Origin of the sequence: Pseudomonas sp. PP3, from assembly GCF_905336995.1 — a bacterium.
Classification (GTDB): Bacteria; Pseudomonadota; Gammaproteobacteria; order Pseudomonadales; family Pseudomonadaceae; genus Aquipseudomonas; species Aquipseudomonas reinekei.
Map to the genome: position 1 here is coordinate 5,769,349 of NZ_HG995459.1, position 15,766 is coordinate 5,785,114.

General features: G+C 59.5%; 11 protein-coding genes and 2 tRNA genes. 4 read left to right on the plus strand and 9 right to left on the minus strand.

The window, feature by feature from the left end:
* Positions 1 to 279 precede the first annotated feature (279 nt).
* Both rlmB and rnr read right to left on the minus strand, forming a co-directional pair.
* Positions 280 to 1,047 carry a 23S rRNA (guanosine(2251)-2'-O)-methyltransferase RlmB gene (gene rlmB, locus KHO07_RS26200; RefSeq protein ID WP_150735778.1) on the minus strand — a complete coding sequence of 256 codons (768 nt, stop codon included), beginning with the start codon at positions 1,045 to 1,047 and terminating at the stop codon, positions 280 to 282.
* Positions 1,044 to 3,680: a ribonuclease R gene (gene rnr, locus KHO07_RS26205; RefSeq protein WP_150735779.1), complete on the minus strand. Its 2,637-nt coding sequence runs from the start codon at positions 3,678 to 3,680 to the stop codon at positions 1,044 to 1,046. The genes rlmB and rnr overlap by 4 nt, the downstream gene beginning before the upstream one ends.
* 225 nt (positions 3,681 to 3,905) lie before the next feature.
* Between rnr and KHO07_RS26210 the strand changes: the two genes are divergently transcribed.
* From KHO07_RS26210 to KHO07_RS26225, 4 genes are all read left to right on the plus strand, one after another.
* A tRNA-Leu gene (locus KHO07_RS26210) sits at positions 3,906 to 3,992 on the plus strand.
* A 166-nt stretch (positions 3,993 to 4,158) separates the two neighbouring features.
* A tRNA-Leu gene (locus KHO07_RS26215) sits at positions 4,159 to 4,245 on the plus strand.
* A 210-nt stretch (positions 4,246 to 4,455) separates the two neighbouring features.
* Positions 4,456 to 5,466: an extracellular solute-binding protein gene (locus tag KHO07_RS26220; protein WP_150735780.1), complete on the plus strand. Its 1,011-nt coding sequence runs from the start codon at positions 4,456 to 4,458 to the stop codon at positions 5,464 to 5,466.
* Positions 5,466 to 7,031 carry an iron ABC transporter permease gene (locus KHO07_RS26225; protein WP_212625919.1) on the plus strand — a complete coding sequence of 522 codons (1,566 nt, stop codon included), beginning with the start codon at positions 5,466 to 5,468 and terminating at the stop codon, positions 7,029 to 7,031. The genes KHO07_RS26220 and KHO07_RS26225 overlap by 1 nt, the downstream gene beginning before the upstream one ends.
* A 90-nt stretch (positions 7,032 to 7,121) precedes the next feature.
* On the opposite strand, the gene KHO07_RS26230 is transcribed toward KHO07_RS26225, so the two are convergent.
* From KHO07_RS26230 to hfq, 7 genes are all read right to left on the minus strand, one after another.
* Positions 7,122 to 9,056 (minus strand): methyl-accepting chemotaxis protein, encoded by a 1,935-nt coding sequence (locus tag KHO07_RS26230; protein ID WP_212625920.1) that lies wholly within the window; start codon positions 9,054 to 9,056, stop codon positions 7,122 to 7,124.
* A 150-nt stretch (positions 9,057 to 9,206) separates the two neighbouring features.
* Complete coding sequence (locus tag KHO07_RS26235) at positions 9,207 to 10,496, minus strand: adenylosuccinate synthase (protein ID WP_150735783.1); 1,290 nt, start codon at positions 10,494 to 10,496, stop codon at positions 9,207 to 9,209.
* Between the two features lie 54 nt (positions 10,497 to 10,550).
* Positions 10,551 to 11,738 (minus strand): ATP phosphoribosyltransferase regulatory subunit, encoded by a 1,188-nt coding sequence (locus KHO07_RS26240; protein WP_212625921.1) that lies wholly within the window; start codon positions 11,736 to 11,738, stop codon positions 10,551 to 10,553.
* 313 nt (positions 11,739 to 12,051) lie between these two features.
* A complete protein-coding gene (gene hflC / locus KHO07_RS26245) occupies positions 12,052 to 12,921 on the minus strand; it encodes a protease modulator HflC (protein WP_150735785.1) in 870 nt (289 codons plus the stop codon).
* Positions 12,921 to 14,093 (minus strand): FtsH protease activity modulator HflK, encoded by a 1,173-nt coding sequence (gene hflK / locus KHO07_RS26250; RefSeq protein ID WP_150735786.1) that lies wholly within the window; start codon positions 14,091 to 14,093, stop codon positions 12,921 to 12,923. The genes hflC and hflK overlap by 1 nt, the downstream gene beginning before the upstream one ends.
* A gap of 96 nt (positions 14,094 to 14,189) precedes the next feature.
* Entirely contained in the window at positions 14,190 to 15,491 is a 1,302-nt protein-coding gene (gene hflX / locus KHO07_RS26255; RefSeq protein WP_075947744.1) for a ribosome rescue GTPase HflX, read from the minus strand.
* Positions 15,492 to 15,503: 12 nt separating this feature from the next.
* On the minus strand, positions 15,504 to 15,764 hold the full coding sequence (hfq, locus tag KHO07_RS26260) for an RNA chaperone Hfq (protein ID WP_007902656.1): 261 nt from the start codon (positions 15,762 to 15,764) through the stop codon (positions 15,504 to 15,506).
* Positions 15,765 to 15,766 lie beyond the last annotated feature (2 nt).

Below are 15,766 nucleotides of genomic sequence, written 5' to 3' on the forward strand. Positions count from 1 at the left end.
GGTTGTAGCCTGCCGCTCAAAAGCGGTCAGACAAGGAGTGAATGACACTTATGGACTTGAGGACGCTAGACACGTGGGTGCCTGCCATCACAGCAAGGGGCGCAATTGTAGAGAAGGGGCGAGAGAGGCGCAAGGTAATTGGTGATTATTTGAACAGCCACCAATAAACTCGCACCTGTAGGAGTCGGCTTGCTGGCGATCGATGCGATGCGGTATGTCAGACACACCGAGGCGCTTCAATCGCTGGCAAGCCAGCTCCTACAGGGGGGCCTGCATGAATCAGGCTTTTTTGGCGGCAGCCTTGGCTTTGACGCTGCGCTGACGCTGGGCTTCGAACAGGCAGACGCCGGTCGCCACGGAGACGTTGAGGCTGCTGACGCTACCGGCCATCGGCAGGTTCACCAGATAGTCGCAATGTTCGCGAGTCAGGCGACGCATGCCCTTGCCTTCAGCACCCATGATCAGAATGGTCGGGCCGGTCAGGTCCTGGTCATAAAGGCTGACCTCGGCCTCCCCCGCCGTACCGACAACCCACAAACCGCGCTGCTGGAGTTTTTCCAGGGTGCGCGCAAGGTTGGTCACGGCAACCAGCGGAATCACTTCCGCAGCACCACAAGCGACTTTTCGTACAACCGGAGTCAGGGTTGCCGATTTGTCCTTCGGTACGATTACCGCCAGCGCACCGGCCGCATCGGCAGAACGCAGGCAGGCGCCAAGGTTGTGAGGGTCGGTCACGCCGTCGAGCACCAGCAGGAGCGGCGCGCCTTCGGTGCGATCGAGCAGCTCGTCGAGCATCGCTTCGCCCCAGACCTGGCTCGGGCTCACCTCTGCCACCACGCCCTGGTGCACGCCTTCCACCCAGGCATCCATTTCACGGCGCTCGGCCTGCCCCACCTGGACACGATTTTCGTTGGCCAGCTCGATCAACGTTTGCACGCGCGGATCACCGCGACCTTCAGCCAGCCAGATCTGCTTGACGCGTTTCGGGTGGTGACGCAGCAACGCTTCTACAGCATGTACGCCGTAGATCTTTTCCAACTGACTCATGGCTTGGCCTTAGGTTTACGCGCCCCGCCGCTTTTGGCTGGGGCCGAGCCCGCTTTTGGCGGGCCTTTACGATGTTTGCTCGGTTTGGCTGGCTTGCCGCCGACGACCTTTTCAGGCGTCGACCGTCCGGTCTTTCCCCCAGACGCCGCTTTACCGCCGCTTTTCGCACCGGCCAGCAACGCCTGTTTCATTTCACGACTTTTGCGCACTTCGGCGTTTTTCGCCGCGGCATCGCTCGGACGATAGGCTTCGACAGCCTTTTCCTTCGCAGGACGACGACCGGTTTTGGCCGGCGCCGGTTCTGCGGCAGTTTTTGCAGCAGACGCTGCAGGCGCTGCGGTTTCGGTGCCGCGCTTCTTGCGACCGATCGGCGCACTGATGGTTTTTTCAGCCATCTCGAAGTCGATCTTTCGCTCGTCGAGGTCGACGCGCATGACCCGCACTTCAACGGTGTCACCCAAGCGGAAGCTGCGCCCGGTACGCTCACCGGCCAAGCGGTGATGCACAGGATCGAAGTGGTAGTAATCACCCGGCAGCGCGGTGACGTGCACCAGGCCTTCGACGTAGATATCGGTCAGCTCGACGAACAGACCAAAACCGGTCACTGCGGTGATCACACCCGGGAACGATTCGCCCACGCGATCTTTCATGAACTCGCACTTGAGCCAGTTCACCACATCGCGGGTCGCTTCGTCGGCACGGCGCTCGCTCATCGAGCACTGCTCGCCGAGTTGTTCCAGGGCCGCTTCGTCGTACGGGTAGATGCGCGCCTTCGGGATGGTCATCGCACCGGCACGGCGAACGTGCGGGGTGTTCTGTTTCGAATGGATGACGCTGCGAATCGCCCGGTGTGTGAGCAAGTCCGGGTAGCGGCGGATCGGCGAGGTGAAGTGGGTGTAAGCCTCATAATTGAGGCCGAAGTGGCCCTGGTTATCAGCGCTGTACACCGCCTGGCTCAACGAACGCAGCATGACGGTCTGGATCAGGTGGAAATCCGGACGATCCTTGATACCGGCCAGCAGCGCCTGGTAATCCTTCGGCGACGGGCCGTCCTTGCCTTTGTGCAGGGACAGGCCCAGCTCACCAAGGAACGCGCGCAGTTTTTCCAGACGCTCCGGCGGCGGACCATCGTGCACACGGTACAGCGCAGGGATTTCGTGCTTCTTCAGGAATTCGGCGGTGGCCACGTTGGCCGCCAGCATGCATTCCTCGATCAGCTTGTGTGCGTCGTTACGTACGGTCGGACGGATTTCGGCGATCTTGCGCTCGGAGCCGAAGATGATCCGGGTTTCCTGAGTTTCGAAATCGATCGCGCCACGCACATGACGAGCCGCCAGCAATACCTTGTACAGCGAGTACAGCTGCTTGAGGTGCGGCACGACGTCGGTGTACTCGCCACGCAATTTGCGAGCTTCGGTAGCCTTCGGCGTTTCCAGCATCGCGCTGACTTTGTTGTAGGTCAGGCGGGCATGGGAGTGGATCACCGCTTCGTAGAAGCAGTAGTCGGTCATTTCGCCGGATTTGGAGATGGTCATCTCGCAAACCATGGCCAGACGATCGACTTGCGGGTTCAGCGAGCAAAGGCCGTTGGACAACTGCTCAGGCAGCATCGGGATCACGCGCTCGGGGAAGTACACCGAGTTGCCGCGAACCTGGGCTTCGGCATCGAGTGCCGAACCGAGTTTCACGTAGCTGGAGACGTCGGCAATCGCCACGTACAACTTCCAGCCACCGGAGAACAGGCGCAGCTTGCCCGGACGGGCTTCGCAGTAGACCGCGTCATCGAAGTCGCGGGCATCTTCGCCGTCGATGGTGACGAACGGCAGATGGCGCAGGTCGATGCGCTTCTCTTTGTCTTTCTCTTCGACTTCCGGCTTGAGTTTGCCGGCTTCCTTGAGCACGGCATCAGGCCAGACGTGGGGAATGTCGTAAGTGCGCAGGGCAACATCGATTTCCATGCCCGGCGCCATGTAGTTACCCACAACCTCGACCACGTCGCCTTGCGGCTGGAAGCGTGGCGTTGGCCAGTGGGTGATCTTCACTTCAACGAACTGACCGATCTGCGCATTGGCGTTGCGGCCCGGCGTCACCAGCACTTCCTGCTGGATCTTCGGGTTGTCGGCAACGACAAAACCGATGCCGCCCTCTTCGAAGTAGCGACCGACGATGGTTTCGTGAGCGCGGGACACCACTTCGACGATCATGCCTTCGCGGCGACCACGACGGTCCAGGCCGGAAACACGGGCCAGGGCACGGTCACCGTCGAACACCAGACGCATTTGCGCCGGGCTCATGAACAGGTCGTCACTGCCGTCGTCCGGCACCAGGAAGCCGAAACCATCACGGTGACCGCTGATGCGCCCGAGGATCAGGTCGAGCTTGTCCACCGGCGCATACGTGCCGCGACGGGTGTAAATGAGTTGAGCATCGCGCTCCATGGCGCGCAGACGGCGGCGCAGGGCTTCGATCTGGTCTTCTGTGGTCAGACCAAACTCTTCAACCAGCTGCTCGCGGTTAGCAGGCGAACCCCGATCAGCAAGATGCTGAAGGATCAGTTCGCGGCTAGGAATGGGGTTTTCATATTTTTCCGCTTCACGAGCGGCCTCGGGATCGAGGGACTGCCAATCGGCCATTAGAGAGTTTTCACCTTGTCTATATGCGGGTTAGTTTGGCATAGGCGTAATGAAACGGGAAATTTCAAGCTAAGACGACCCTTCTTGAGCCCTGTATCGACACCGCAAAGCTGTTTTGAAGACCGCTGGCGAAATTTTCCAGATTTTTTTGAACCCGGGGGTTTACAGTTAAAAAGACGCTCCGTATAGTGCGCGCCATCGACGACGGACAACGTTGCCGATACTGCCCAGATGGTGAAATTGGTAGACACGCCAGCTTCAGGTGCTGGTGACCGCAAGGTCGTGGAAGTTCGAGTCTTCTTCTGGGCACCAATTTCGAGCTTGAGATTAGTTCAATTTCAAGGCTCACACAAAACCCGCGAAAGCGGGTTTTTTGCATTCAGGGTTTCTGATTTATTAAATTTAAATCAGGGGTTTACAGATCAAAATGCTCTCCGTATAGTGCGCCACATCAACAGCGGCAACGCTGAAGATGATTGCCCAGATGGTGAAATTGGTAGACACGCCAGCTTCAGGTGCTGGTGACCGCAAGGTCGTGGAAGTTCGAGTCTTCTTCTGGGCACCAATTCAAATTCAGGGTTACGACCCTGGATTTCACAGAAACCCGCGAAAGCGGGTTTTTGCGTTTCTGGCTTTCGAAATGACAGGAAGGCTTTTGTGGCGAGGGACCACCCCCTCTAGCAAAACCCTCTCAACCCCGCAAGGCGCATTTGAGAAAGAATATCGTTTATCATTGTTGCAAGTTTTTGCAATGCGACAGTGAGGAACCCTGCGAATGATGTTTCGAAATACCCTGCGCCGCGGCCTGAGCATTACCCTCCTTGGCCTGACACTCGCCACTCCCCTCACCCAAGCCGCCGATCCGGTCTCCCTGACCCTCTACAACGGCCAACACAAAGAAGTCGGTGACGCCGTTGCCAAAGCCTTCGAAGCCAAGACCGGCATTCACGTCAATGTGCGCAAAGGCAGCAGCAACCAGCTCGCCAGTCAGATCGTCGAAGAAGGTGACCGCTCTCCCGCCGACGTGATCTACACCGAGGAATCGCCGCCACTGAACAAGCTCGGCGAACAAGGCCTGCTGGCCAAGGCCGACGACGCTACCCTGGCAGTTCTGCCCAAGGATTACGTGGCTGGCAATGGCACCTGGATCGGCGTAACCGCTCGGGTTCGCGTCGTTGCGTTCAACCCCAAGCTGATCGATGAAAAAGACCTGCCGAAGTCGGTGATGGAGTTCTCCGATCCGAAATGGCAGGGCAAAGTCGGCTTCGTACCCACCAGCGGCGCCTTCCAGGAGCAAGCGGTAGCGATCATCAAGGTGCACGGCATGGATGCAGCCGAAGAGTGGCTGACCGGCTTGCGCGCATTCGGCAAGACCTACAGCAATAACATGGTCGCGCTTAAAGCCGTGGAGAACGGCGAAGTGGCTACTGTTCTGGTCAACAACTACTACTGGTTCGCCCTGCAACGCGAAAAAGGCCAGCTCGATTCGAAACTGCATTACTTCACCGGCGGCGACGTCGGCGGGCTGATCACCGTGTCCAGCGCGGCAGTCCTGAAATCCAGCAAACATCCAAAAGAAGCCCAACAATTGCTCGCCTACATGGCCAGCGAAGAAGGTCAGCGGGTCATCACCCAGACCACCGCCGAATATCCGCTGCACAAAGGCATGGAATCGGATCGCGGCCTCAAGCCGTTCAGCGAACTGGAAGCACCGAAAGTCACCCCTGCCGACCTGGGCAATGCTGAAGAAGCCCTGGAACTGGAACGTGAGGTTGGCCTGAACTGATGAGCGCATCGCTATCCGCCCTCACTGCACAGAACGCATATGTGCCGCGGCGCAAGCGGCCGTCGATCTGGCTGTTGCTGCCGGTTCTGCTGCTGGTGGTGCTCAGCCTGCTGCCGCTGGCCTATGTCGGGCTCAAAGCCTGGCAGGCAGGGTGGGCCGAAGCCGTGCATTTGCTGTGGCGACCGTATGTGTTTGGGCTGCTGCGCAACACCCTGGCGCTGATGATCGGCGTTACGCTGGCTTGCGGTGTGATCGGCCTGTCGCTGGCATGGTTGCTGGAACGCAGCAATCTGCCGGGACGGCGGATATGGGGCGTGATTCTGTGCCTGCCATTCGCCGTCCCCGCCTTTGTCAGCAGCTTCACCTGGGTATCCTTGAGCGCTCAGTTCGAAGGGCTGGGTGGGGCGATTCTGGTGATGACGCTTTCCAAGTACCCGCTAATTTTTCTTCCTGTGGCCGCGACCCTGCGCAATCTCGATCCATCACTGGAAGAGTCGGCCCGCACGCTGGGGCAGAATCGCTGGGGCGTATTCTTCAAGATCACCCTGCCCCTGCTCTGGCCGTCACTGCTCGCCGGCTCTTTGCTGATTGCATTGCACATGCTGGTGGAGTTTGGTGCGCTGTCGATTATCGGCCTGCAAACCTTCACCACCGCGATCTATCAACAGTTCGAACTGGAGTTCAGCAACGCCAATGCCGCGATGCTTTCAGCGGTGCTGCTGGTGCTTTGCCTGATGTTGCTATGGCTGGAGTTGCGGGTTCGCGGCAAAGGCCGACATGTACGCACCGGCCAGGGCGCGGCGCGGCGGGCGGAGCAGGTTCGCCTGGGCGCATGGGCTTTGCCCGGGCAGCTTTACTGCCTGCTGCTGGCAATCATCGGCAGCGGCATTCCCCTGGGCATGCTGGTGTATTGGCTGGCGGTGGGTTCCTCCGCTGCATTTCCGGTGGCTGCAATCGGCGAGGCGTTGCTGTCTTCACTGGCGCTGTCTCTGGGCGGTGCGGCACTGTGCCTGGTGCTGGCGGTGCCCGTCGGACTGCTGGTGGTGCGCTACAAAGGCCAACTGGCGATCTGGGCGGAACGCCTGCCCTATCTGCTGCATGCGCTGCCTGGATTGGTAATCGCACTGACGCTGGTGTATTTCGCCCTGCACTATGTGCCGGTGCTGTACCAGACTTCGGCGCTGCTGTTGGTCGCTTATGCGTTGTTGTTTTTGCCGCTGGCTCAGGCACCGATTCGCACGGCACTGAACAAGGCCGCACCGCAACTGGAAGAAGCAGCGCGCACGCTGGGCGCATCATCGTTCACCGCGTTTTGCCGAGTGACGCTGCCGATCATTTTTCCGGCGCTGGGGGCGGCGTTTGCCTTGGTGTTTCTGGATGCGATGAAGGAGCTGACGGCGACCTTGCTATTAAGTCCAACCGGGCTCAATACGCTGGCCACGGAAGTCTGGGCGCATACCGCGAATGTGGAATTCGCGGCGGCGGCGCCTTATGCGGCGTTGTTGATATTGGTTTCGGGGTTACCGGTTTATTTGCTGACGACCCGGATGTATCTGAGCCGTTGATGAAGCAAAAGATCGCAGCCTGCGGCAGTTCCTGCAGAGAAACGTATATTCCCTTGCAGGCGCTGACGCAGGCTGCGATCTTTTGATCGGTTAAGCCCTGAACTGCCCCAGGCTCGCCTTCAACTGCGCCGCCAGACCATCCAGCACCTTCCCGCTGGCCGTGGTTTCCACCACCGCCTGAGCTGCTTTCTCCGCCTGCGCATGAATCGTCTCGACCCGCCCCCGCACCGCTTGCGCGCCCTTGGCCTGATGCGCCGCTGCCTGGGTTGCCAGGCCGATCGCCGCATGCACCTGCTCAACGGATGCCTGCACCGACTGCTGCAACCGCGCACTGTCACGCAATACCAGCAAGCCTTCGCTGGCCTGACGCCCGGCCTGACCAATCGCCGCCACCGCCTCACGCGCACCCTGCTGCAACGCCACGATGTGCGCCTGAATATCGCCGGTGGAGCTCTGCGTCTTGCTCGCCAGTGCTCGCACCTCGTCTGCCACCACCGCAAAGCCGCGTCCGGTCTCACCGGCTCGCGCCGCTTCAATGGCAGCGTTCAATGCCAGCAGATTGGTTTGCTCGGCAATTCCGTGAATCACCGTCAACACCACTTCAATCTGTTCACTCTGCTGCGCCAGTCGCTCGATGACTTGTGCGCCGGTATTGACCTGTCCGGCCAGCTCCTCGATCAGGCTGCCGACTTTCGCCGACGTCCGGGTGTTCTCGTCGGTCGCCTGACGAATATCCACCACCTGCTTCAAGGCCGCCTGCATGGCATGGCTTTCAGACTGGGCTTCATCCGCCATTTGCGACAAGGCACGCAGGCTTTCCGCGACCTCATCACGCTGCATCCCCGCCGCTGCGTCGGCTCCGGCGTTGCGCAACGTCAACGCGCCAATTTCCACGCCTGTGCGCTGGGCCACATCACCCGCTTCGCGCACGATCGGCTGCAACTTATCCACAAAGCGATTGACCGCCGAGGCCATGTCGCCGATTTCGTCCTTGCTGTTGATCTGCACACGCTTGGTGAGGTCACCCTCGCCCGCCGCCAGGTCATCCATGGCCACAATCAGCATTTTCAAGCGATTGACTACACGACGCCCCAACACAACGGCCAGCAGCAGTAAAACGCCAAAACCGACCACCGCGAGGCTCACCCCGATGCGCCAGCGCAGGGTGGATGCAGCCTCCTGCACGGTACTGGTGGTATTGGCCTTCATTTCGGATGCCGTGGACTGCGCTGACTGCAAACGCGAACGCATGGCCGTCGCACTGTCGGCCGCCGCACCTTTGAGGCTGTCGCCCACCAGTTCATCACCGCTGGCTATCAGTGCCGTGAAGCGCTTGTCCAGCGCCGCCAGATCGGCTTCCACCGAGGCGGTCGAGACGCCCATCAGGACCTTGCCGATTTCTACGCCGTTAGGATTGATCGAAGCCTCGATGTAGAACACCGAAGGATCGTTCTTCGCGGCATCCAGCACTTTGTCCAGCGCACGCTCGCCCTGGCCCTTTTCCAACAGCGCCTTGTTGATCGGATTTTCCCGGTTGAGGTAGCGCGTCAGGTGCTGGCCCGTGGCATCGTCATACACCACAAACAGCACGTTGGGATTGCGCTGGGCTCGACGGGCGAACTCCGACAGGGTAGGAACATCGTTGTCCCACATGGCACGAGGCGCCACGGAAGCCAGAAGCTGCGCCATGTCGCCGGCGGAGTCTTTCAGGTCTTTTTCCAGGGTTGCACGCAGCTGCGCCTGTTCGTCCTTCAGTCGCGAGGACAAGCCTGCAGTGAGGCGTTGACGGGTACTGGTGGAGAGACTGTCGAGGCTCGACGTGACTTCACGCCCCGCTTGCTCGAGTTCACCGGACAGTTTTTGACTGTCCGCACCAAGACGAACCCCAAGATCAGCCTCCAGCGCAGTCACCGTGCTCCGGGTCAGAGCAACGGCCACCAGCACCTGCACCAAAAGCGCGATACCAAGGGTAACGAACACAGGCCGCAACAAACGGCTTTGTAACAGTGAGAGAACGGCCGACACTTGAAATCCCTCTGCATAAGCGCCATTAATTTGATGGCACGCCAAAAGTGACGCTTTAAGCAAAGCTAATAGCAAAGGTCATGCCGTCCAACAGGCATAAACGACAAAGGCCCCTATAAAGGGGCCTTTGTTTTTTACATCAACAACTTATCAAGCGAACGGATGACGCAGAACGATGGTTTCGTTGCGGTCCGGACCCGTCGAAATAATGTCGATCGGCGCACCGATCAGCTCTTCGACGCGCTTGATGTAAGCACGAGCGTTCGCTGGCAGCTCTTCCAGGGTTTTGGCACCCACGGTCGACTCGGTCCAGCCCGGCACTTCTTCGTATACAGGCAGCAGACCTACGTAGCTGTCCGCATCAGTCGGGGCAACCGCATTACCTTGCGCATCTTTGTAGCCGACGCAGATATTGATGGTTTCCAGACCGTCGAGCACGTCCAGCTTGGTCAGGCAAATGCCCGAGATGCTGTTTACATCGATAGCGCGACGCAGGATAACGGCATCGAACCAGCCACAACGACGGGCACGGCCGGTCGTCGCGCCGAATTCGTGACCTTGTTTGGCCAGGTGCGCTCCAACGTCGTCGAACAGCTCAGTCGGGAATGGACCCGAACCTACACGCGTGGTGTAAGCCTTGGTGATGCCCAGGATGTAGTCCAGGAACATCGGGCCAACGCCCGAACCGGTAGCAACGCCGCCAGCGGTGGTGTTCGAGCTGGTCACGTACGGGTAGGTGCCGTGGTCGATGTCCAGCAGGGAACCCTGGGCGCCCTCGAACATGATGTCTTTGCCGGCGCGACGCAGGTCGTGCAGCTCGGCAGTCACGTCCAGCATCAGCGGCTTGAGCAGCTCAGCGTATTCTTTGCACTCGGCCAGGGTCTTGTCGAACTCGATGGCTGGCTCTTTGTAGTAACCCACCAGCATGAAATTGTGGTAATCCACCAGTTCACGCAGCTTGTCTTCAAAGCGCGGCATGTTGAGCAGGTCGCCCACACGCAGGCCACGACGTGCAACCTTGTCTTCATAAGCCGGGCCGATGCCGCGACCGGTGGTACCGATCTTCAGCTCGCCACGGGCCTTTTCACGGGCCTGGTCCAGCGCAACGTGGAAGGACAGGATCAGCGGGCAGGACGGGCTGATACGCAGGCGCTCGCGCACCGGCACACCTTTCTCTTCCAGCTTGGTGATCTCGCGCAGCAGGGCGTCAGGTGCAACCACCACGCCGTTACCGATCAGGCACTGCACGCCTTCGCGCAGCACGCCCGACGGGATCAGGTGCAAGACAGTTTTTTCGCCATCGATCACCAGCGTGTGACCAGCGTTGTGGCCACCCTGGTAGCGCACTACGGCGGCAGCATGTTCGGTCAGCAGATCAACGATCTTGCCTTTGCCCTCATCACCCCATTGGGTGCCCAGGACTACGACATTCTTACCCATAACACTTGTCCTCATTCGCGCAAACTTGGTGCCGGCGGCGGCCGGCAGGAAAACTCAAGAAGCCAGTGGCGATACTTGCCAAAGCCCGTTCTGCTGAATCAATTGCCGGTCGCAGTCCGCTTCACGGGCGGCGGCCAAAGGTTGTCCAGGCAAAGCCTGAACGACACGCTGACCCTCACTGCGCAACTGGCAAACCTGCTGCCAGAGTGCCGCATCCGTACTGTCAGGCATCCAGATACCGCCAGACGGTAACTCGATCTCAGCACGCCCCAGGGTCACCAGGGTTTTCAAATCGGTGGAGAAGCCGGTTGCCGGGCGAGCACGACCGAAGTCGGCGCCGATGTCGTCGTAACGACCACCCTGGGCAATGGACTGGCCAACACCCGGCACGAACACGGCGAACACCACACCGGTGTGGTAGTGGTAACCGCGCAATTCGCCCAGATCGAAATACAGCGGCAGCTCCGGGAAGCGCGCGGACAGACGCTCGGCAATCGCCAGCAAATCGTCCAGTGCAGCCAGAACCGGCGCCGGTGCCTTGGCCAGACGCTCACGCGCAGCCACCAGCACTTCACGGCCGCCACACAGGTCGACCAACGCCCGCAGCATGCCCGACAGATCGGCAGGCAAGCCTTCGGTCAGGGTAATGACCTCGTCGATGGCCTTGCGTTGCAACGCATCGAACAACTGCTGTTCAACTTCGCCGGACAAACCGGCAGCGCGGGCCAGGCCGCGGTAGATGCCTACATGCCCCAGGTCCATGTGCACGTCTGGCACATCGGCCAGTTGCAGCATGGCCAGCATCAGGCTGATGACTTCGACATCACTGCTCGGGCTGCCGTCGCCGTACAGCTCCGCACCCAGTTGAATCGGGCTGCGCGAGGACGACAAGGCACGCGGCTGGGCATGCAGCACGCTGCCGGCATAGCAGAGACGGTTCGGTCCTTCGCGACGCAGGGTATGCGCATCGATACGCGCCACCTGCGGTGTGATGTCAGCCCGGAAACCCATCTGCCGACCCGACTGTGGGTCGATAACCTTGAAGGTACGCAGATCCAGGTCCTGGCCCGCGCCGGTCAGCAGGGATTCCAGGTACTCGATATGGGGAGTCACGACAAACTCGTAACCCCAGCTCTGGAACAGATCCAACACCTGACGACGCGCGACTTCAATGCGCGCAGCTTCCGGTGGCAGTACTTCTTCGATGCCATCTGGCAGCAGCCAGCGGTCTACCGTTGCCATTACGCCAATCCCCTATCATCCGGGCAGCAAGCCTTTGGGCGAGCCTTGAGTGAAGCAGAAAATGGCCGACCCAGCGTAAACCACGCGCATGAGCGACGTGGCGAAAAGCCTGAAACGGGCTTCGCCGACCACTTTCCTCGTAAAACCTTTCGAGCCATAGCGCTCGGGCACCTGCATAAAACAGCAATCAAACGTGCAGACGCAAAAAAGCCGGGAATTTCCCGGCTGCCGCATCATACACACGTTTTCCCAAAGGATCACCCCGCCAGAGGTTTTAGCCGCCCGGCGGAGGATGATTCAGGTCAACGTCGTATCAAGGCTTGGCTTTTTCCAGGTAGTGGAAGAAGTCGCTGCTTGGGTCAAGGACCATGACGTCGGATTTGTTCGCGAAGCTTTCACGGTAGGCACGCAGGCTACGGTAGAACGCGTAGAACTCCTGATCCTGTCCGTAAGCCTTGGAGTAGATCGCAGCGGCCTGGGCATCGCCGTCACCGCGAACCTCTTCAGATTCACGATAGGCTTCAGCCAACAGTACGCGGCGCTGACGATCGGCATCGGCACGAATACCTTCAGCCAGTTCGTTACCCTTGGCGCGGTGCTCGCGAGCTTCACGCTCCCGCTCGGTGCTCATACGTTCGAACACACTGCGGTTTACTTCTTTCGGCAGATCGATGGTTTTGACCCGGACATCCACAACTTCGATGCCCAGCTCTTTTTCAGCCATCGTGTTCAGCGACGCGGTGATGTCAGCCATCAGCGCATCACGCTCACCCGACACCACTTCGTGCAAGGTACGCTTACCGAACTGGTCACGCAGACCCGATTCAAGACGACGGGACAGACGCTCATCGGCGATTTGCTTGAGACCGGAAGTTGCGGTGTAGAAACGCTCGGCGTCCTTCACACGCCACTTGGCGTAGGCATCGACCATCACGGCTTTCTTTTCCAGCGTCAGGAAGCGCTGTGTCGGTGCGTCGAGCGTCATCAGGCGTGCGTCGAATTTACGCACCTGGTTAACGTAAGGCACTTTCACATGCAGGCCTGGCTGGACATCTGCCTGAACCACGCGACCGAACTGCAGCAACACCGCACGCTCGGTCTGAGCCACGATGTAGAAGCAGTTCCAGGCAGCGATCGCCACGACGACGCCGACAATAAGGGCGATCAGCGATTTATTGCTCATCAGCGACTCTCCCTGGTACGTGCTTGCTGTTGCTGCAGATCAGCTGCCGCACGCGCATTCGCTTCATTGCTGCTGGCTGCCGCGCCGGTCACCGGAGTGCTGGTGCTGCGACCACTTTCGACCATCTTGTCCAGAGGCAGGTACAGCAGGTTGCTCTGGCCATTCTTGTTACCGGTCACGAGAACCTTGCTGGTGTTGCTGAAGACTTCCTGCATGGTGTCCAGGTACAGACGCTGGCGGGTGACTTCAGGTGCCTTGCGATACTCGGCGACCAGTTTGGTGAAGCGATCAGCCTCACCCTTGGCGCGCGAGACGGTTTCGTCACGGTAGCCATTGGCATCTTCGAGTATGCGCTGGGCCTGACCACGGGCTTCCGGCACGACGCCGTTGGCGTAGGTTTCAGCCTGGTTACGCGAACGCTGCTCGTCTTCACGGGCGCGGATCACGTCGTCGAAGGCTTCCTGCACTTCGCGCGGAGCTGCCGCGTTCTGTACGTTGACCTGGGTGACGGTGATACCGGTGCGATAGGTATCAAGGAAGCGTTGCAGACGCTCCTTGATTTCGCTGGCCATCAACTCACGACCTTCGGTCAGCACCTGGTCCATGGCGGTGGAACCCACCACATGGCGCAAAGCGCTGTCGGTCGCGTGCTGCAGGCTGATTTCCGGCTGATCGACGTTCAACACGAAGTCCTGCAGGTTGCTGATCTTGTACTGCACGGTCAGCGGCACTTCGACGATGTTCTCGTCTTCGGTCAGCATCTGGCCCTGCTTGGAGTACGCACGCTCACGCGTTACGTTTTCCATGTACTTTTTGTCGATCGGCGGGAAGTAGATGTTCAGACCCGGGCCGACGGTTTCGTAGTACTTGCCGAAGCGCAGCACCACGGCCTGCTCCTGCTCGTCGACTACATAGACTGCGCTGTACAGCCATACGGCCGCCAACACGACCAAGCCGATGCCGAGCAGACCGCCGAAGCCGCCACCCTTGCCCGAACCACCGCCGTCATCACCACGTTTCTTACCACCACCGAACAACCCGTTCAGGCTTTCCTGCAGCTTTCGGAAGGCCTCGTCGAGATCTGGTGGTCCCTTGCGGTCGCCGTTATTGCGACGCTTGCCACCCCAAGGATCCTGATTATTCGAGTTGCCACCCGGCTCATTCCAAGCCATAGCGCTCTCCATCTGATAAAGCAAAGACGCACCCACGGCGCGCCGACCAATGCTACAGAATGCCTGTCACCACGGCACAACCGCTTTCTCAGGCTTTTATTGCAAAGTGTGTTGCTCGATAAACTCCAGCGGTTGCAAACCTTCGCGGCTCACCAGTCGATTCAACTCGGCTCGTGGCAAACGAACGGCCAGCAAACTGATGCCTTCGTCATCGTGTTCTTCCTTTTGTACCGCACCGAGTTCGAAAAACTGCGCACGCAGCCGGGCGAATCGTTGCGGCAAGCGCAAGGTACCGACAAACAAATCACTGCCAAGCAATTCGGCAATAGCTTGCTCAAGCAACTCCAGACCCGTGCCATCACGCGCCGACAGCCAGACCCGCTGGGGCTTGCCGTTTTCGTCGCGCTGGATTTGTGGCTCAACGCCTTCAAGCAAATCGAGTTTGTTATAGACCTCGAGGATCGGCAAGTCCTGGGCGCCAATCTCGCCCAGTACCACCATCACCTGCTCGATCTGCAACATGCGATCCGGTTCGGCCGCATCGATCACGTGCAATAACAGGTCGGAGTTGCTCGACTCTTCGAGGGTAGACCGAAATGCCTCGACCAGCTTGTGGGGCAAGTGGCGAATGAAACCTACCGTGTCCGCCAGGACAATCGGCCCCAGGTCGTCCAGATCCAGACGGCGCAGGGTCGGGTCCAGGGTGGCGAACAATTGGTCAGCCGCGTAAACGTCGGACTTCGTCACGTTATTGAACAGCGTGGACTTGCCGGCGTTGGTATATCCCACCAGCGATACGGTAGGGATATCCGCGCGCATACGGCCACGTCGCGACTGTTCGCGCTGGCTGCGCACCTTCTCCAGCCGCCCCTTGATCTGCCGCAGGCGAACCCGCAGCAAGCGGCGGTCGGTTTCCAGCTGGGTTTCACCCGGGCCACGCATGCCGATACCGCCACCCTGACGCTCAAGGTGAGTCCAGCCACGAACCAGCCGGGTGCTCATGTGGTCAAGCTGGGCCAGTTCTACCTGGAGCTTGCCTTCATGGGTACGGGCGCGTTGGGCGAAAATATCGAGAATCAGACCGGTGCGGTCGATCACGCGACACTCGAAGACACGTTCGAGGTTGCGTTCCTGGCTGGGCGTGAGGACGTGATTGAAGATCACCAGATCGGCTTCTTCGGCTTTGACCAGGTCGCGCAGTTCCTCGACCTTGCCGCTGCCAATCAGGAATTTGGCGGTTGGCCGATGACGCGGCACGTTGAAAAACGCGACGGTCTCGGCGCCGGCCGAATTAGCCAATTCCTGAAACTCCTGCGGATCTTCGCGCGCCTCAGGGTCCTGTCCATCCAAGTGAACGAGGATTACTCGCTCACCACCACCGTGGCGCTCAAAGAACAAAGGAGACTCCTATCAGGCGTTACCTGGCTCAGCGTCACCTGCTTCGGATTCGGTTGCGCTAGGCAGACGAATTGGACGAACCGGCACCACTGTAGAGATAGCGTGTTTGTAAACCATTTGGCTGACGGTGTTTTTCAGCAGGATAACGAACTGGTCGAACGACTCGATCGTGCCTTGCAGTTTGATACCGTTGACCAGGTAAATGGAAACCCCAACTTTCTCTTTACGTAAAGTATTCAAGTAAGGGTCTTGTAGCGAATGCCCTTTTGACATGT